The organism is Sorangium sp. So ce1153 (genome assembly GCF_051521595.1).
Taxonomy (GTDB): Bacteria; Myxococcota_A; Polyangia; order Polyangiales; family Polyangiaceae; genus Sorangium.
Map to the genome: position 1 here is coordinate 9,308,900 of NZ_CP150361.1, position 16,936 is coordinate 9,325,835.

The window sequence follows — 16,936 nt, forward strand, 5'->3', positions numbered from 1 at the left end:
CGTGGTCTCGCGCCGTTCTGCCCGCGTCGTTGCGCCGCGCCCTCGCGCCGCGCCCTCGCGCCGATCATCCTTTGAGGCCGGTGCGCGCGACGCCCTCGATCACGTAACGCTGCGCGGCGATGAAGACCGCGAGGATCGGGACGCTGGCCACCACCGCGCCCGCCGTGACGAGCGCGTAATCCGTGGCGTGGGCCGCTTGCAGCAGCGCGAGGCCCGGTGAAAGCGTGAGCTTCTCCGGGTTGAACAGCACATAGATGGGCCAGAGGAAGTCGTTCCAGTTGCTCAGCAAGCTGAGCACGGCCAGCGTCGCCAGGGCCGGCTTCGACAGGGGCAGCACAATTTTCCAGAACACCTCGAGCCGGCTCGCGCCGTCGAGCGCCGCCGCCTCCTCGAGCTCGCGCGGGAGCCCGAGGAAGAACTGGCGCAGGAAGAAGACGCCGAACGCCGAGGCCGCCGGCGGCACCACGAGCGCCGGGAGGCTGTCGAGCCAGCCGAGGGCCCTGACGATCAGGTAGTTCGCGGGCAGGAACACGATCGGCGGGATGAACAGCGTGGAGAGGATCGCCGCGAGAACGAGCCGCTTGCCGCGGAACTCCATGCGCGCGAGCGCGTACGCCGCCGGCGCCGCCGTGGCCAGCACGAGCAGCGCGTGGGCCGCGGCGGCCACGATGCTGTTCAGGAGCCAGCGGAACACCGGCGCCTGGGAGCTCGGGCCCGCGAGCGCCGCGTAGCTCTCCACGGTCACCCGCGCCGGGACCAGCGTGGGCGGCACCGCCGTCGCCTCCGGCGGCGACTTCAGCGAGGTGAGCGCCATCCAGATCACCGGCGCGAGATAGACCACGGCAAGCAGGATCAGCAGGGCATACGACAGGGCCCTTCCGATCTGCCGGCGGCGGACAGGGCAGGCGCGCTCGAGCAGCCCGCGCAGCCCGAGCATCAATGGATCTCCTCGTCGCTGCCCCGCCCGAAGAACAGGAGGAACATGGCGAGGTTCACGAGCGCGAGGAAGAAGGCCTGGACGTAGCTCATGGCCGCCGCGGTGCCGAGCCGGAAGTTCCGGAACCCCTCCTCGGCGATGTACATGATGGTGGTGCGGGTCTCGCTGCCAGGCCCGCCGCCGGTGACCAGGTACGCCTGCCCGAACATGTTGGCCGACCCGAGGACGGTCATGGTCACCACGAACACGAACACCGGCCTGAGCCCCGGCACGGTGACGTTGCGGAACTGCTGCCAGCGGGTCGCGCCGTCGATCCGGGCGGCGTCGTAGAGCTCCCGGTGGATGTTCTGCAGCCCGGCCAGGTAGATCACGGCGTTGTAGCCGAGCGTCCACCACACCGTCATCCCGACCAGCGAGACCCACACCCACGGCACCGCCGTGGTCCAGCCCGTGTCGACGGGCAAACCCACCTTGCCCAGCAGGTGGTTGATCACGCCGATGTGGGGGTCGAGCAACAGCCGCCACATCAGGGCGACGACCGCCACGCCGAGCACGTAGGGCGCGAAGAACATGGCCCGGAAGAACGACCGGCCCCGAAAGCGCTGGTTGAGCGCGAGGGCGAGGGCCAGCGGGAGCGTCACCAGGACAGGCACGCTCAGCGCCGTGAAGATGGCCGTGGCCCGCAGCGCGCGCCAGAAATTGCCGCGGATCGGCGAGCCGGACCGGAACAGATCGGCGTAGTTGTCGAGCCCCACCCACGGCTTCGTCGGCAGGAACGGGTCCCAGTCATGGAGGCTGAGCCACACGCCAAGGGCTATCGGCACCACGACGAAGAGGCCGAACAGCGCGAGGTACGGCGCGAGGAACAGGTAGGGAGCCCACCGCGCCGAGCGCGCGACGTGGCGCCGCAGGCGGCCGACGCCAGGAGCAGCGCTCCGGGCGCCGCCGTCCGCCGCGGCGCGGCCGGGCTCCACGAGGGGTACTTCGATCGCTGTCACAAGGCCCTCCCGAATTTCCTCAGGTTGTCCGAGAGCAGCGCGTCGGCCTCGCGGGCCGCGCGGTTCAGGGCCTCTCGCGGCGCGACCCGCAGCAGCACGGCCTCGTTCACCGCGAGGTCAAGGGTGGACGCCCGCACCGAGTCGACCCCGGCGATCGCCGGCGGGAAGCGGACCACCGGGAGCTGCTCGGCGAAGGTCGCCTGCTCCGTCATGCGCTGGAACGCCGCGCTCTCCCGGGCCTCGCGCCGGGCCGGCACCATGCCGGCCTTCGCCCACTCGAGGGAGTGCCTGCTGAGCCAGTCGACGAACACCACCGAGGCCTCGAGTCGGCCCCGGCCGGAAGCCGCCGAGGGCTGGCGCGGGAGCACGAGGTTGTGCGAGTTGGCCCAGACCGCCCGCCGCGCGCCGATCGTGGGCACCGGGAGGACGCCCCACCGGAGCCCGGGGATCGCCCTGTAGGCGTTGATCATCCAGATGCCATTCCAGATGAAGGCGTTCCGGTTGTTGGTGAAGGCGATGCTGTCGGCGTCCTGGCCGACGTCGCGCGGGCTGTAACCCCGCTTGATCAGGTCGAGCATGAAGCCCAGCGCCTCGACGCCAGCCTCGGAGTTGAACGTGGCCCGGGCCCCGTCCTGCGAGAACAGCTCGCCGCCGGATTGCCACAGGAGCGACTGGAACATCAGCCCGCCGGTGTACAGGACCGGCGACACCCACGATCCCTGGACCCCCCTCCCCTTGAGGTGCTCGAGCACCGCCAGGTAGTCGCGCCGGGAGCGCGGCAGCGCGGCGTCGTCGAGGCCGGCGTCGGCCAGCACGGCGCGGTTGTAGTAGAGACCGAGGGGGTGCACATCGAGGGGAATGCCGTAGCGGCGCCCCCTGAAGACGCCGGCGTCCCAGAGCGTCCGGGTGAAGTCGCCGGCGCCGAGGCCGAGCGCCTGGGTCACCTCGTCGAGGGGAAGGATGGTGCGGTGGACCGCCGCCGTGGCCAGCTGATCCGCGTGCATGACGGCCACGTCGGGCCCATGGCCGCTGTCGACCGCGGCCGGGACCTTCTGATAGAAGTCGCCCCAGCGGGTCACGCTCATCCGCACGGCGATGTTGTCGTGCTCGCGGTTGAACCGCTCGACGAGCCGCTCCATCGGCGGCCTGTCGCCCCCGGTGAAGCCGGTCCAGAAGGCGAGATCGATCGCCGGGCCCGCGTAACCCCGGCTGCCGCCGGCGGCGACCGCGGCCTGATCGCGCACGTCGAGCGGGTCGCCGCGGCAGCCCAGCAGCAGCAGGCCCGCGATCGCCCCCGCGCCCGCGAGGAGGTCGCGGCGGCTCGGCTGCCGCTCAGGATCTCCGCTTCTGCCCGGTGCTCGCGCCCTCTGCATCTGCCCTCTGCTCGCGCGCTCTCGCCGCAGAGGGCTCGCTTGTGGCCTGTCGCCCGCGACCGAGCCGAGCCGTAGCTCACCCTCGGTCCCCCGGCTGCTGCGGCGATCTACATCGATGTCACCCACCGTCCAGAGGAATATTCCCGGAGCGCATGGGCGACCACGCGATCGTCCTGAGTTGCCTTTATCTCCCCTTTTCAGGGAGAGATTTTATCCATCGAATCGCCGGTGAATCCGGTGGGTGCGCGGGCGCGCCCCCGGATCAGCGCTGGTGCGGAGGGCGCGGCGGCGCGGCGGGCAGCTGCGCGCGGCGGAGCGCGCCGCCGCCCTTCGCGCCGAGCACCACGACGTCGACGATGGCCTCCAGGAAGCTGTCGTCGACGGGCGCGCGCAGGCGGAACAGGCGGGTCGTCACGGGGGCGCGGATCATCTCCCCGAGGAGGTCGAGATCGGTGCCCGGCGGCAGCTCGCCGCGCGCGACGCCGCGCGCGAGCACCTCCCGCCAGGGGGCGAGGCGCTCGTCGCGGAGCGTGCGGACGAGCGCGTCGACCTCCGGCACGTGCAGCTCGGCCTGGACCATGCGGTAGAGGCCGTGCCCCTCGGGCGTGGACGCCACGGCGATGAAGCGCCGGATGAGCTCGAGCAGATCGCGCCGCACCGAGCCGGTGTCCGGCGGGGGATCGCGGTCCTCGGCGACCGAGCGCAGCGTCGCCTGGACGAGCTCGGCCTTCGTCGGCCAGCGGCGGTAGACCGTCGTCTTGTTCACGCCCGCCCGCGCGGCCACGTCCTCCACCCGCAGCGCCGCGTAGCCCACCCGCGCGATCTCCGCGGCGGCCGCGTGCATCACCGCGCGCACCACCCGCTCGCTGCGGCCGCCGTGCCGCGCGCCGCGCGCGCCGGTGCGACGGCGCTCCGCCGCGGGGACGGGCTCCGCCGGAGGCGGCTCTCTCGGGGTGGACGGCATGAAGGTCCGCATCGCGAGGGCCCTCCATTCAACCACGACGGCGCGGCCGATGGAGGCGGCTTGATCCAACTATGGCAACTAATAGTTGCTTTTGGTAGCCCTCGTGATAACACTATCGCAACAGCAGGTTGCCTTAGGATTCGGGCGCTCGTTGCGCCGACTGTCCAGAGGGCGACGAGGAGCAGGCGGCGACCATGTCCACGACGACGAGCGCTCTCCCACGAGAGCCGGAGGCGGCCCCGGAGGCGATCTCCGGGGCGGTCAAGGCGGGCAAGCCGAGCAAGGCGGTCGGCATCACGGCGGCGGCGGTCGCGCTGGCCGCCGCGGCGGGCGTGGGCTGGTACGCCACGCACCGCGGGATCGAGACGACGGACGACGCGCAGATCGACGGCGAGGTGGTGTCGGTGCCCGCGCGCGCGTCGGGACTGGTGGTGAAGGTCCTCTTCGCGGAGAACCAGGCGGTGAAGGCGGGCGACGTGCTCGCCGAGCTCGACGCCGAGCCCGCGCGCGCGCGGCTCGCCCAGGCGGAGGCGACCCTCTCGGCGGCCAGGGCGAGCGCCGACGCGGCGGACGCCGACGAACGCATCGCCGAGACCAACGCGCGCAGCAACAAGTCGGTCGCCGAGGCCTCGCTGCACGGCGCGGCCAGCAGCGCGAGCGCGTCGAAGCAGCAGATCGCCGAGGGCGAGGCGCAGGTCGCCTCGACGACGGCGACCCTGGAGCAGGTCACGCTCGAGCGGGACCGCGCGCGGAAGCTCGTGGAGACCGGGGCGCTCGCCCAGGCCCAGCTCGATCAGCTGCAGGCGAGCGTCGACGTCGCCCGCGCGTCCCTCGAGCAGGCGAAGGCCCGCCTCGCGGCGCTCCGGGCCACGACGACGCAGGCGTGGAGCCGGGTCGAGGAGGCGAACGCGAAGGTCCAGCAGGCCAGCGACGTCGACGCGTTCATCGCGCAGGCCCGCGCCCGGGCCCGCGTGGCGCACGCCCAGATGGAGACCGCCCAGGCCGCGCGGGACCTGGCCGCGCTCGAGCTCTCGTACACGCGCATCGTCGCGCCGCAGGACGGGGTCGTGTCGAAGAAGACCCTCTCCGCCGGGCAGATGGTCTCCCCCGGCCAGGCCGTGGGGATGCTCGTCCCCGCGCGGCAGGTCTGGGTGACCGGCAACTTCAAGGAGACGCAGCTCGCGCACATGCGCGCCGGCCAGCCCGCGAGCGTGTCGGTGGACGCCTACCCCGGCGTGACCGTGCACGGCGAGGTCGAGAGCTTCTCCGCGGCCACCGGCGCGCGCTTCAGCCTGCTGCCGCCGGACAACGCGACAGGCAACTTCACCAAGGTCGTCCAGCGGGTGCCGGTGCGGATCCGCGTCCACGACGTGCCACAAGACCTCGTCCTGCGCCCGGGGATGAGCGTCGAGCTGACGGTCGACGCGAGCAAGTGAGGGAGGAGCAACCATGGCAGAGGCGGCAATCGCGGCCCCGCCGGCGGCCTACGCCGACGCGCCCGCCAACGCGAACAGGTGGCTCGTGGCCGTGGCGGTGGCCCTCGGCGCGCTCCTCGAGATCGTCGACACGAGCATCGTCAACGTGGCGCTCACCGAGATGCAGAACTCGCTCGGCGCCACGCTCACCCAGGTGAGCTGGGTCGTCTCGAGCTACGCCATCGCGAACGTCATCATCCTGCCGCTCACCGCGTGGCTCGGGCACCGCTTCGGAAAGAAGCGTTACTTTGTCTTCTCGCTCATCGCCTTCACCGCGGCCTCGGTGCTCTGCGGCATGGCCCACAGCCTGCCGATGCTCATCGTCGCCCGCGTGCTCCAGGGGCTCGGCGGCGGGGGCCTGCTCGCGAAGGCGCAGTCGATCCTGTTCGAGACGTTCCCGAAGCACGAGCAGGCGATGGCGCAGGGCTTCTTCTCGGCCATCGTCATCGCCGGGCCGACGATCGGGCCGACGCTCGGCGGCTACATCGTCACGAACATCGACTGGCGCTGGATCTTCTTCATCAACGTCCCGCTCGGCATCGCGGCCGTGCTCATGTGCCTGGCCTTCCTGCCGCCGGACGTCCCGGGCGAGCGGGCGCGCGGCGGCGTCGACTGGATCGCGATCGCCCTGCTCGCGGCCGGCGTCGGCTCGCTGCAGACGGTGCTCGAGGAGGGCCACGCCGAGGAGTGGTTCGACTCGCCGTTCATCCTCGCGTTCTCCGTGGTCGCGGCCGTGAGCCTCGCCCTCTTCATCCACCGCGAGCTCTCGTCGAAGAGCCCGATCGTCGACCTGCGCGTGCTCCGGCACCGCTCCCTCTGGGCGGGGAGCCTCCTGTCCGCCGTCATCGGCATGGGCCTCTACGGCACGCTCTTCGCCGTGCCCATCTTCGCCCAGTCGATCCTCCGCTACACGTCGCAGCAGACCGGCTTGCTCCTGCTCCCCGGCGCGCTGGCCTCCGCCTTCTCGATGCCGCTCGTGGCGCGGCTCCTGGGCCGGTTCGACCCGCGCCCGCTCATCATCGCGGGCGGGCTCATCCTGCTCGCCGCGCTCTTCCAGCTCCAGACGCTCACCCCCATGACCGGCGCGGGCGACCTGTTCTGGCCGCTGATCATCCGCTCGTTCGGCACGACGCTGATGTTCCTGCCGCTCAGCATGGCCACCCTCGGGCCGCTCCCGAAGAACGACATCGCCGCCGCGACCGGCCTCTACAGCCTGACGCGGCAGCTCGGGGGCAGCGTCGGGGTCGCCGTGCTCACCACCGTCCTCGCCGACCGGCAGGCGTTCCACCGCGCGGTCCTGGTGAGCGACGTGGGGGCGAGCGACCCGAGGACCCTGGAGCGCATCGCCGCGTACGCGTCGGGGTTCGTCGCGAAGGGGTTCGACGCGGCGGACGCGCGCGACAAGGCGCTCCACATCCTCGACGGGATCGTGAACCTGCAGGCCGCCGTGATGTCGTTCAACGACACCTTCTGGGTGACGGCGGTGCTCGTGATCGCCACGCTCCCGCTGGTGTTCCTGCTGGGCAAGGGCCGGGGCCGCGCCGTGTCCGCCGGACACTGAGCCGCTGGCGGAGCGCCCCGTCGCCCTCGCCCGCCGTGTCGCGAATTCACCATGGGCCGGCGCCGCGCGCCGCGCCCGAGCAACGGAGGGAACCATGAGTCACGCGTTCAATCTTCTCGCGCCCGAGGTCATCGAAGACCCGCACCCTCACTACGCCGCGCTGCGGGAGAGGGCGCCAGTCTGCCAGGTGGAGCCCCGCGGCTACTGGGCCGTGAGCCGCTATGACGACGTCGTGCACGTGCTCAAGCACCCGGAGATCTTCTCGTCCGCCGGCACCTTCGAGGCGCGGCGGCAGCTCCTGGACGAGCGGCTCCTGCGCGAGCCCATGCCCGCCGGCGACGTGAACATCATCACGAGCGATCCGCCGGTCCACACCCAGATGCGCAAGCTCATCAGCGGCGCGTTCACGCCGAGGGCGATCGCGCAGCTCGAGGCGCGGGTCCGCGACATCGCGACCGAGCACGTCGACCGCATCCTCGCGAAGGAGGCCTTCGACATGATGGAGGACCTGGCCGTGCCGCTGCCGGTCACGGTCATCGCCGAGATGCTCGGCGTCGATCCGTCCCTCCGCGCCGATTTCAAGCGCTGGTCCGACGACACCGTCAACACGCCCGTGGGCGCCGAGCGGCTCGACGACGAGGCGATCGAGCTCATCCTCCGGAGCCGCCGCGAGATGCGCGCCTACTTCCACGAGATGATCGCGGACCGGAAGCGCCGGCCGCGCGAGGACCTCATCAGCGATCTCATCCGCGGCGAGGTCGAGTACGGCGTGCTCACCGGGGACGACGTGCTCAGCATGGTGGTCCTCCTGCTCATCGCCGGCAACGAGACCACGACCAACCTCATCGGCAACGGCACCCTCACGCTCCTGGAGCACCCGGACGCGCTCCGCCGCCTCCGCGAGGATCCCGGCCTGATCCCGGGCTTCATCGAGGAGGTCCTCCGCTACCAGGGTCCGGTCCGGATGCTGACCCGCCGGACGACCCAGGACGTGACCCTCTCCGGCGTCACGATCCCGAAGGGCGCGATCGTCATGCCGCTCATCGCCGCCGCGAACCGGGATCCGGCGCAGTTCCCCGACCCGGACCGGTTCGACATCACCCGGGAGCAGCGCGGTCACGTGGCCTTCGGCTTCGGCATCCATTTCTGCGTCGGCGCGCCCCTCTCCCGCCTCGAAGGGAAGCTCGCCTTCGAGGAGATCCTCCGGCGGCTGCCCGCCTTCTCGCGCGAGCCCGGGCCCCTGTCGTGGAGCGGCTCGTTCAGCCTGCGGGGGCTGCGGAGCCTGCGCCTGCGCTTCGACCGGCCCGCCCGGGCCGCGTGACGAGGCGCCCTCCACGCTCGCCGCAGGGCACGCCGTCGCTCTCGGGGGCCGGGCCGTGGGCGCAGCGAGCCGCCGCGGCCGCGCTCACATCGAGTAGGCGTCGCCGTGCGCCTCGGCGGCGGGGGCCTGCTCCTCGGCCGCGGCGGGGACCTCCCCTTCCTGGAGCTCCTCCACCGCCTTCGCGTGCTCGGGGAGCGCCGGCAGCGCCTGCGGATCGTAGCCCGGCGCGACCCAGAAGACCTCGGGCGCAGGCTTGTACTCGCTCGTGTAGCTGCGCTCGCCGACCCGGCCGTCCTTGTACCGGACGGTCACGAAGGACCTCACGTCGTAGCCGCACGAGCCCTTCTGGTGGCGGCGCACCTTGCCCTCCGACAGCTCGGACTTCACGTAGATGCGGCGGATGAAATCGTCGGTGTGCTCGGCGCCGATCTGGTGCGCGACCTCCGCCACCGGGTCTCCGCCCAGGATCTCCACGCGGAGCACGGTGGGCGTGGGCAGGTACGCGTGGATCATGATCGGGAACGGGAGCGTGTTCCTGATCTTCAGGTCCGACTCCGGGTAGGTCACCATCGCGTCGAGGCCCATGGGGATGTAGGCGCTCGGGCGCGAGTGGCTCTGGCGGTCGGGCGTGTCGAGCGCGCCGAAGAGCGACGCGGCGAAGAGCGTGCTGGACACCTGGCAAGTCCCGCCGCCGTAGCCGGGGACGGTCTCGTCGCCGAGGATCTCCGGGGCGATCGTGAACCCGTTCTTGCGCGTCCGCGGGCCGACGTGGGCGTTGAACGAGAAGGTCTCGCCGGGCGCCAGGATGGTGCCGTCGATCTTGGACGCGGCGTTCTTGATGTTGACGGCGCGCCCGGCCTCCTTGCCGTGCCGCTTGAACTTCGTCTCGTACGCCGCGACGACCCGGGTGACGTCGACGCTCACCAGATCGGCGACGGCGACGTGCGCCGCGGTGTACCGGACCGCGAGCTCGATGCGCTCTTCTTCCTCGTAGGTCCCGGCCCGCAGCGCCTTGAGGGAGGCGTCGACGTCGAGCTCCCGGCCGGCCCGCTCCGGGATCTTGCGCCGGTTCGCGAGGTCGAGGCGCGCGTCGACCGGCACCCGGTAGACCTGGGGGGCGAGCCGCTCGAGCAGCGCGCGGGCCCGCTCCTCGTCGACCGCCCAGACCAGCGGCACGTCGATCTCGCCGCGCCGCGCGCGCCGGGCCTCCCGGATGCGCCGCGCCCAGGGGCCCTCATGACCGACGCGCTCCGCCGCCGCGAGCGTCTCGCCCACGTCGACCTCGACGCCCGCCTCGCCGAGCGTCGCGGCGACCTCCACCTCGTCGTGGCGGAACCGGACGACGCGCGCGCGCAGCGCGTCGCGCCGCGCCGCGAGCCAGGCCGCCGGCGAGGCCCCGTCCGGCACGAAGCGCTCGCCGACCGAGAGGCCGCGGACCACCGGCGACGCCGGCAGCGCGTCGTGCACCGCCACGGCGGCGCCCACGCCGGCCGATCCGCCGAGCGCCAAGACCAGGACGAGGGCCCTCGTATCCACTGCGGCTGACCATGGTAGCCGGATCGCGGACGGACTGGAAGATCGCCAAGCTCGCGAGAGAGAAGAGAAAACCGCTCGGCGGGGAGAGCCCCGCGGCGCTCAGCCGCCGCCCACGAAGTGCACGATCTCGATCACGTCGCCCTCGGCGAGCTCTGCGGCGGTGTGCTCGGCCCGCGGCACCACCTCGCCGTTGCGCTCCACCGCCACCGGGCCCTCGGTCAGACCGAGCAGCTCGACGAGACCACGCACCGTGACCGACGCCGGCACGCTGCGCGTTTCCCCGTTCACCGTGATGTTCATGGCTTCTTCACCCCTTGCACCACCCCGCGCGCCGCGGCGCCGGGCTCCCCGGCCGCCGACGCGGCGAGCGCCGCCCGGAAGCGGCGCGCGTTCTCCACATAGCTCGCGGCGCCCATCCTGCCGAGCTCGGCCTGGTCCGGCCGCACCTCGCCCAGCAGCTGGGCCGGGTTGCCGCGCACCAGCGACCGCGGCGGGAACACCTTCCCTGGCGGCACCACCGCGCCCGCGGCGACCACCGAGCCCTCGCCGATCTCGACGTTGTCGAGCAGGATGCTCCCCATCCCGATCAAGCACCCGTCCCCGACGCGGCAGCCGTGCAGGATCGCCCCGTGCCCGATGGTCACGTCGGCGCCGATGATCGTCTGGGAGACGCCGCTCGTCAGGTGCAGGCACGCGAGGTCCTGCACGTTGGTCCGCGGGCCGACGCGGATCGCGCCGATGTCCCCGCGCAGAACCGCGCCGAACCACACGCTCGCCTCGTCGCCGAGCTCCACGTCGCCGATCACCGTCGCATTGGGCGCCAGGAACACGTCGCGCCCGAGTCGCGGGGACACCCCGTCGAGGTCGAGGACCAGCGCCACGTCAGCCCCCCTCGGCGGCGACGACCGGCAGCGACCGCCGGGCCGGCCGCCCCGGCTCGACGCCGCCGCGCTGCCGCGGCCGGACCGCGGCGCGCGCCGCCTCCGTGAGCTCGGCCTGGAGCGAGTGCTTGTTCGCCCGCGCGATCGTGACCTCGACGACCTCGCCCACCAGATCGAGCTCCCCCGCGCCCTCGATGTGCGCGATCTCGTGGCGCCCCGTCCGGCCGGACCAGAGCGCGCCGCCCTGGCCTCCGTGCCCGCGCTCCTTGTCGCGCCCCTCGACGAGCACCTCCTGCGTGGTCCCGACGAGGCCCGACAGGTGGGCGGCGAGCAGCGCCTCGCTCTCCGCGAACAGGCGCGCGAGCCGCTCGCCCTTCACGTCCTCGGACACGTCGTCCGGCAGCTTGAGCGCGGGCGTGTGCGGGCGGCGCGAGTACTTGAAGCCGAACAGCCCCTTGAACCCGACCTCGCGCACGAGCGACAGCGTCGCCGCGAAGTCGTCCTCCGTCTCGCCAGGGAAGCCGACGATGATGTCGGTCGAGAGCGTCAGCCCCGGGACCGCCTCGACGAGCGCCCGCGTCCGGGCGACGTACTCGGCGCGCGTGTAGCGGCGGATCATCCGCCGGAGGACGCGATCGCTGCCCGACTGCACCGGCATGTGCACGTGGCGCGGCAGCACCGCGAGCTCGGCGTGGGCGAGGACGAGCGAGGGCGTGAGGTGCCGCGGGTGCGGGCTCGTGTAGCGCAGCCGCGCGAGGCCGGGGACGTCGGCCGCGATGCGCCGCAAGAGCGCCGCGAACTCGCTCTCGTCCGGGTCGTCCGCGCTCGCGCCGGGGGCCCGCGACAGCGCGCCGAGCGGGTCGCGGTAGCTGTTCACCGTCTGGCCGAGGAGGGTGACCTCCCGCGTCCCCGCGGCCACGAGCGCGGCGACCTCGGCCACGATGTCGTCGCTCGGCCGGTACCGCTCCGGCCCGCGGGTGTACGGGACGATGCAGAACGAGCAGCGCTCGTCGCAGCCCTTCATGACGGTGACGAACGCGGTCGGCGTGGCGCGCGACGCGGGCGACGGCGGCGGCGCCGCCACGAGGAACCGGGGCGCGTCGAGGTCGAACACCGTGCGCGCGATCGGCAGCCCGCCGAGCGAGAGGTCGCCGAGCAGGCCCGGCAGCTCCGGGATGTTGTCGGGCCCCACCACGACGTCGATGGCGCGCATCTGCTTGAGGAGGCGCTCCCCCTCCTGCTGGGCCACGCACCCGGCCACGACGAGCACCCGGCCCTCGCCCTCCCGCTTCCAGCGCGCGAGCCGCCCCACCTCGCTCCGCAGCTTCTGCTCGGCCTTCTCGCGCACGCTGCACGTGTTCAGCACGAGCACGTCCGCCTCCTCGGGGCCGCCGGCCTCCGTGTAGCCGGCGCGGCGGAGCACGTCGTGCATCCGCTCGGAGTCGTGCACGTTCATCTGGCAGCCGAACGTCGTGATCGAATACCGGGGCATCGAAGCGATGCACCCTCTAACAGAAGGGGCCCGGGGCCGCCACCTCGCCCGCCGCGCGCGGCCGCGCACCCACCGCGCACCCACCGCGCACCCACCGCGCGACCGATGAGCCCGCGCCGAGCCAGCGCGCCGCGCGACCCGCCCGGGCCCCCGCACGAGGCCGCCCGCGGCGGGACGGATCGTCCGGCGTCGCGCGATGCCCGATGCGCGATGCCCGATGCGCGATGATCGACAGCCGACGACCGCCGCGCGATGAAGTCCGCGGAGTCCGCCCTCACAACCGCCGTCGCCGCGGGCCGCGCGCGCCGCGAAAAGCGCGCAGGGCCGGCGCGGGACCATGGTAAAAATCGGACCGGGAGGAGACCCCATGGCCAAGATGGAAAACCTGGTGGAATTGCTGGATCGATCGCTGAGGCTTCACGGCCCCCAGCCGATGTTCGGCACGAAGAAGGACGGCCGCTGGGGCTGGATCACCTATGCGGAGTTCGGGCAGCTCGTCGCCAGATTTCGCGGCGGCCTTGCGTCGCTCGGTGTCCAGCGGGGCGACCGGGTGGCCATCATCTCCAACAACCGAGTCGAGTGGGCGGTCGCGGCGTACGCCTGCTTCAGCATGGGTGTGGCGATCGTGCCGATGTACGAGGCGCAGCTCCCGAGCGAGTGGGCGTTCATCATCAACGATTGCGAGGCCGTGGCCGCGGTCATCGCCACGCCGCAGCTCCACGAGAAGTGCAGGGATCTCCCCGAGAAGGCGCCCTCGCTGAAGCACGTCGTCTGTCTGTTCGAGCCGCAGGGCGCCGGCGCGCCCGGCGCGCAGACCACCTCGTACGAGGCGCTCCTCGCCGCGGGCGACAAGAGCCCTGCCGCGCCCATCAAGCCGACCTCCGAGGACATGGCGTGCCTCATCTACACCTCGGGCACGACCGGCAATCCCAAGGGGGTGATCCTGTCGCACGGCAACATCGCCTCCAACGTCTGCGCGGTGCGCGACCTCATCCCCTTCAACAGCAGCGATCGGAGCCTGTCGTTCCTCCCCTGGGCCCACTCGTTCGGCCACACCTGTGAGCTCCACGTGATGATCACGGGGGGCGCGTCCATGGCGCTGAGCGAGTCGGTCGACAAGATCGTCGCGAACCTCGGCGAGGTGCACCCCTCCGTGCTGATGAGCGTGCCGCGGATCTTCAACCGCATCTACGAGGGCGTGCAGAAGCAGATGACGGAGAAGCCCGCGGTCATCCAGGGCCTGTTCCGCGCCGGGCTGCGCGCCGCGGCGAAGCGGGGCAAGGGCGAGCCGCTCGGCCTCGTCGAGCGGCTCGCGCTGGCCGTGGCGGATCGGGTCATCTTCTCGAAGATACGCGCCAAGTTCGGCGGCAAGCTGAGGTACGCGATCAGCGGCGGGGCGGCGCTCTCCTACGAGGTGGCCGAGTTCGTCGACGCGCTCGGCATCACCGTCTACGAGGGATACGGCCTCACGGAGACCTCGCCCGTCGCCGCGGTCAACTGCCCTGGGTCCCGCCGCCTCGGCAGCGTGGGCAAGCCGATCCCGGGGGTGAAGATCGCGATCGACCGGTCGGAGACGCACGACCCGCGGCAGGGCGAGATCGTGATCTACGGCCCGAACGTCATGAAGGGGTATCACCGGCGCGACGAGGAGAACAAGGCGGCCTTCACGGAGGACGGCGGCTTCCGCACTGGCGATCTCGGCTACATCGACGACGACGGTTATCTCTTCGTCACGGGCCGCATCAAGGAGCAGTACAAGCTGGAGAACGGCAAGTACGTCGCGCCGGCCCCGATCGAGGAGAAGCTCAAGCTGTCTCCGCTGATCAACAACGCGATGGTCCACGGGGACAACCGCCTCTTCAACGTGGCGCTGATCGTGCCCGAGATGACGGCGCTCACCGAGTGGGCGCGGGGCGAGGGGCTCACGTTCGAGTCGCCCGAGGCGATGCTGAAGCACCCGCGGGTCGTCGCGCGCGTCCAGGCGGAGGTCGACAAGTGCGCGTCGGGCGCGAAGGGGTTCGAGAAGATCAAGAAGATCGCCCTCACGGCCGAGGACTTCACCGCGGAGAACGGGATGCTCACGCCGACGCTGAAGCTGAAGCGACGCGTGGTGCTCCAGAAATACGGGCCCGCCCTCGAGGCGCTCTACGGCGGCGAGACGCAGGCCGCGCCGCGCGAGGCGGCGCGGCCCGGCTGAGCGGCCGGCGCTCCGAGGCCGGTGCCCCAAAGCCGGTGCCCCCAAAGCCGGTGCCCCCAGGCGGGTGATCAAGCGCCGGGTGGTGCTGCCATTTGCCTAGAGAGGGTTCACATGAAGGCGGTAAGGTGGGAAGATCATTGATGATTTTCTTCCCGCCTTACCGCCTTCATGTTCAAATGACAGCACTACCAAGCGCCGCGCCCGCCCACGCCCTCTCCCCTCGCGGCGCGCGTTGTCGTAGGCTGAGCGCGCTTTGGCGCAGGCCGCGCACGGGCTGGGCGCCGGATCGACGGACGGGAGCGGGAGAACGATGACAGACACCCAGAGGCGAACGCTGTATCCCGAGATCGAGCCGTACCGCGCCGGCAGGCTCCGCGTCTCCGATGTCCACGAGATCTATTTCGAGGAGTCGGGCAATCCGCGCGGCAAGCCGGTGGTCTTCGTGCACGGCGGCCCCGGGGGCGGCACGGAGCCGAAGCAGCGTCGCTTCTTCGACCCCGCCGCCTACCGGATCGTGCTCTTCGACCAGCGGGGCTGCGGCAGGAGCACGCCGCACGCGAGCCTGGAGGAGAACACCACCTGGCACCTCGTCGCGGACATGGAGGCGCTCCGGGAGCACCTCGGGATCGAGCGGTGGCAGGTGTTCGGCGGCTCGTGGGGGAGCACGCTCGCGCTGGCCTACGCCGAGCGGCACCCGGAGCGGGTGACGGAGCTCGTGCTGCGGGGCATCTTCCTCCTGCGGAAGCAGGAGCTCGACTGGTTCTACCAGCGGGGCGCGAGCGCCCTCTTCCCGGACGCGTGGGAGGAGTACCTCACGTTCATCCCCGAGGCCGAGCGGGCCGACCTGCTCACCGCGTATCACCGGCGGCTCACGAGCCCCGACCCCGCGGTGCAGCAGCGGGCGGCGCGGGTGTGGAGCGTCTGGGAGGGGCGGACGAGCTGCCTGCACGTGAACCCCGAGCTCGTCGCGAAGACATCAGGAGGCGAGTTCGCGCTCGCGTTCGCCCGGATCGAGTGCCACTACTTCATGAACAAGGGGTTCTTCGAGACAGAGACGCAGCTGCTCGACGACGTGCACCTGATCCGCCATATCCCCACGGTCATCGTGCACGGCCGCTATGATGTGGTCTGTCCCGCGGAGAGCGCCTGGGCGCTGCACCGGGCGTTCCCCGAGGCCGACCTGCGCATCGTGTCGGACGCCGGGCACTCGGCGATGGAGCCGGGCATCCTGCACGAGCTGGTCGAGGCGACCGACAGGTTCCGCTGAGGCGCGCGCGTGCGAGGGCGCGCCGGCTAACCAAGGTCGACGGTCCGCGGGGCGTACACCGAAGGCCGTATTTCGTACTCAATAACCTCCTGAGAGATCCTCGCGATCTCTCTCGTTCTTGTTGGATCCGGGCCTGCATAGGCATTGTTGAGCCTGCCTCGCGCGTGCAACTCGGTCGAATCTTGCCGCTCTGGGCTCTCTGGCCGCTTGCGCCTCCAGGGGTCGGTCTTTAACGTAGACAAAGGGAAGGGTTGATTCCCTGTGGAGGCTTATGGCAAACAAGGCAGCACGGAAGACATGGATCTTGGTCTCCGACGCAAGCCGTGCCCAGCTCTATCGCGAAGAGCCTGCTGGCAAGGGCTTTACCCTGCTCGAGTCCTACAGCCACGAGGAGAGCCGGGCCCGCGTTCGGGATCTGATGGCCGACGCGCACGGGCGGAAGCCGAACGGAACCCCGGGCGGGAACGGCAACATCAGCGGCGGCGGAGGTGGCCCGTACCTCGGCCGCCCCGGCGCCGCGCCCGACACCGATCCCAAGGAGGTCGAGAAGCAGAAGTTTGCCCATGAGCTCGCGGAGGTGCTGGAGAAGGGCCTGAACGAGCACGAGTACGAGTCGCTGGTGCTCATCGCTCCGCCGCACTTCCTCGGCCTGCTCCGCGGGACCGTGAGCAAGCAGGTCACCAACCACATCGAGTCGACCGTCGACAAGGACCTGAGCTGGCTGGACGGCCCCCGGCTCACCGAGCGCCTGCGCGAGCTGCGCGCCGAGTAGCGCCGCGGCTCGCTGACCAGAGGCGCCCTTCGAGGCCGCCGTCGCGAACGGCGGCCCCGAAGGGCCGCCCTCCTCGAGGGCGCAGCGGCATGGCGTTCGAAGCGGCGCGCCCTGCCGCGTGAGGCGGCGCGCCCCGCCGCGGCGGCGCCCGGCTCGCTCCCG

General features: G+C 71.7%; 14 protein-coding genes. 6 read left to right on the forward strand and 8 right to left on the reverse strand.

The features are described 5' to 3' along the window. Positions 1-64: 64 nt before the first annotated feature. The 4 genes from WME85_RS33435 to WME85_RS33450 all read right to left on the reverse strand — a co-directional run bounded on the left by WME85_RS33435 (position 65) and on the right by WME85_RS33450 (position 4,272). The gene (locus tag WME85_RS33435) at positions 65-937 is read right to left on the reverse strand and encodes a carbohydrate ABC transporter permease (protein WP_437827160.1); all 873 of its coding nucleotides are present in this window, start codon (positions 935-937) and stop codon (positions 65-67) included. Continuing rightward, a complete protein-coding gene (locus tag WME85_RS33440) occupies positions 937-1,935 on the reverse strand; it encodes a carbohydrate ABC transporter permease (protein WP_437827161.1) in 999 nt (332 codons plus the stop codon). The genes WME85_RS33435 and WME85_RS33440 overlap by 1 nt, the downstream gene beginning before the upstream one ends. Then, entirely contained in the window at positions 1,932-3,308 is a 1,377-nt protein-coding gene (locus WME85_RS33445) for an ABC transporter substrate-binding protein (RefSeq protein WP_437827162.1), read from the reverse strand. The genes WME85_RS33440 and WME85_RS33445 overlap by 4 nt, the downstream gene beginning before the upstream one ends. Before the next feature lie 262 nt (positions 3,309-3,570). Then, positions 3,571-4,272 carry a TetR/AcrR family transcriptional regulator gene (locus WME85_RS33450; RefSeq protein ID WP_437827163.1) on the reverse strand — a complete coding sequence of 234 codons (702 nt, stop codon included), beginning with the start codon at positions 4,270-4,272 and terminating at the stop codon, positions 3,571-3,573. A 194-nt stretch (positions 4,273-4,466) separates the two neighbouring features. Here WME85_RS33450 and WME85_RS33455 point away from each other — a divergent pair, with 194 nt between their 5' ends. The 3 genes from WME85_RS33455 (at position 4,467) to WME85_RS33465 (ending at position 8,629) form a co-directional block, all read left to right on the forward strand. Further along, positions 4,467-5,708, forward strand: a complete 1,242-nt coding sequence (locus WME85_RS33455) for an HlyD family secretion protein (protein WP_437827164.1) — start codon at positions 4,467-4,469, stop codon at positions 5,706-5,708. A 13-nt stretch (positions 5,709-5,721) separates the two neighbouring features. Continuing rightward, positions 5,722-7,308 (forward strand): DHA2 family efflux MFS transporter permease subunit, encoded by a 1,587-nt coding sequence (locus tag WME85_RS33460; RefSeq protein ID WP_437827165.1) that lies wholly within the window; start codon positions 5,722-5,724, stop codon positions 7,306-7,308. A gap of 94 nt (positions 7,309-7,402) precedes the next feature. Beyond that, a complete protein-coding gene (locus WME85_RS33465) occupies positions 7,403-8,629 on the forward strand; it encodes a cytochrome P450 (RefSeq protein ID WP_437827166.1) in 1,227 nt (408 codons plus the stop codon). 84 nt (positions 8,630-8,713) lie between these two features. Here WME85_RS33465 and WME85_RS33470 read toward each other — a convergent pair whose 3' ends face one another. From WME85_RS33470 to miaB, 4 genes are all read right to left on the reverse strand, one after another. Next, the gene (locus tag WME85_RS33470; protein WP_437827167.1) at positions 8,714-10,165 is read right to left on the reverse strand and encodes a VanW family protein; all 1,452 of its coding nucleotides are present in this window, start codon (positions 10,163-10,165) and stop codon (positions 8,714-8,716) included. Positions 10,166-10,264: 99 nt separating this feature from the next. Then, complete coding sequence (gene thiS, locus WME85_RS33475; RefSeq protein ID WP_437303111.1) at positions 10,265-10,465, reverse strand: sulfur carrier protein ThiS; 201 nt, start codon at positions 10,463-10,465, stop codon at positions 10,265-10,267. Next, complete coding sequence (locus tag WME85_RS33480; RefSeq protein ID WP_437827168.1) at positions 10,462-11,046, reverse strand: gamma carbonic anhydrase family protein; 585 nt, start codon at positions 11,044-11,046, stop codon at positions 10,462-10,464. Before WME85_RS33480 ends, thiS begins: the two co-directional genes overlap by 4 nt. Position 11,047: 1 nt before the next feature. Next, positions 11,048-12,538 carry a tRNA (N6-isopentenyl adenosine(37)-C2)-methylthiotransferase MiaB gene (miaB, locus tag WME85_RS33485; RefSeq protein WP_437827169.1) on the reverse strand — a complete coding sequence of 497 codons (1,491 nt, stop codon included), beginning with the start codon at positions 12,536-12,538 and terminating at the stop codon, positions 11,048-11,050. 367 nt (positions 12,539-12,905) lie between these two features. Here miaB and WME85_RS33490 point away from each other — a divergent pair, with 367 nt between their 5' ends. From WME85_RS33490 to WME85_RS33500, 3 genes are all read left to right on the forward strand, one after another. Then, entirely contained in the window at positions 12,906-14,735 is a 1,830-nt protein-coding gene (locus WME85_RS33490) for an AMP-dependent synthetase/ligase (protein ID WP_437827170.1), read from the forward strand. Positions 14,736-15,045: 310 nt separating this feature from the next. Further along, the gene (pip, locus tag WME85_RS33495) at positions 15,046-16,002 is read left to right on the forward strand and encodes a prolyl aminopeptidase (protein WP_437827171.1); all 957 of its coding nucleotides are present in this window, start codon (positions 15,046-15,048) and stop codon (positions 16,000-16,002) included. Positions 16,003-16,306: 304 nt separating this feature from the next. Then, the gene (locus tag WME85_RS33500) at positions 16,307-16,774 is read left to right on the forward strand and encodes a host attachment protein (protein ID WP_437827172.1); all 468 of its coding nucleotides are present in this window, start codon (positions 16,307-16,309) and stop codon (positions 16,772-16,774) included. Positions 16,775-16,936 lie beyond the last annotated feature (162 nt).

Excerpts from the sequence above, each read along its gene's own strand:
- thiS (WP_437303111.1), bottom strand. The coding sequence starts at position 10,465 with ATGAACATCACGGTGAACGGGGAAACGCGCAGCGTGCCGGCGTCGGTC.
- WME85_RS33460 (WP_437827165.1), top strand. The coding sequence starts at position 5,722 with ATGGCAGAGGCGGCAATCGCGGCCCCGCCGGCGGCCTACGCCGACGCG.
- WME85_RS33490 (WP_437827170.1), top strand. The coding sequence starts at position 12,906 with ATGGCCAAGATGGAAAACCTGGTGGAATTGCTGGATCGATCGCTGAGG.
- miaB (WP_437827169.1), bottom strand. The coding sequence starts at position 12,538 with ATGCCCCGGTATTCGATCACGACGTTCGGCTGCCAGATGAACGTGCAC.
- WME85_RS33450 (WP_437827163.1), bottom strand. The coding sequence starts at position 4,272 with ATGCCGTCCACCCCGAGAGAGCCGCCTCCGGCGGAGCCCGTCCCCGCG.
- WME85_RS33455 (WP_437827164.1), top strand. The coding sequence starts at position 4,467 with ATGTCCACGACGACGAGCGCTCTCCCACGAGAGCCGGAGGCGGCCCCG.
- WME85_RS33445 (WP_437827162.1), bottom strand. The coding sequence starts at position 3,308 with ATGCAGAGGGCGCGAGCACCGGGCAGAAGCGGAGATCCTGAGCGGCAG.
- WME85_RS33465 (WP_437827166.1), top strand. The coding sequence starts at position 7,403 with ATGAGTCACGCGTTCAATCTTCTCGCGCCCGAGGTCATCGAAGACCCG.
- WME85_RS33435 (WP_437827160.1), bottom strand. The coding sequence starts at position 937 with ATGCTCGGGCTGCGCGGGCTGCTCGAGCGCGCCTGCCCTGTCCGCCGC.
- pip (WP_437827171.1), top strand. The coding sequence starts at position 15,046 with ATGACAGACACCCAGAGGCGAACGCTGTATCCCGAGATCGAGCCGTAC.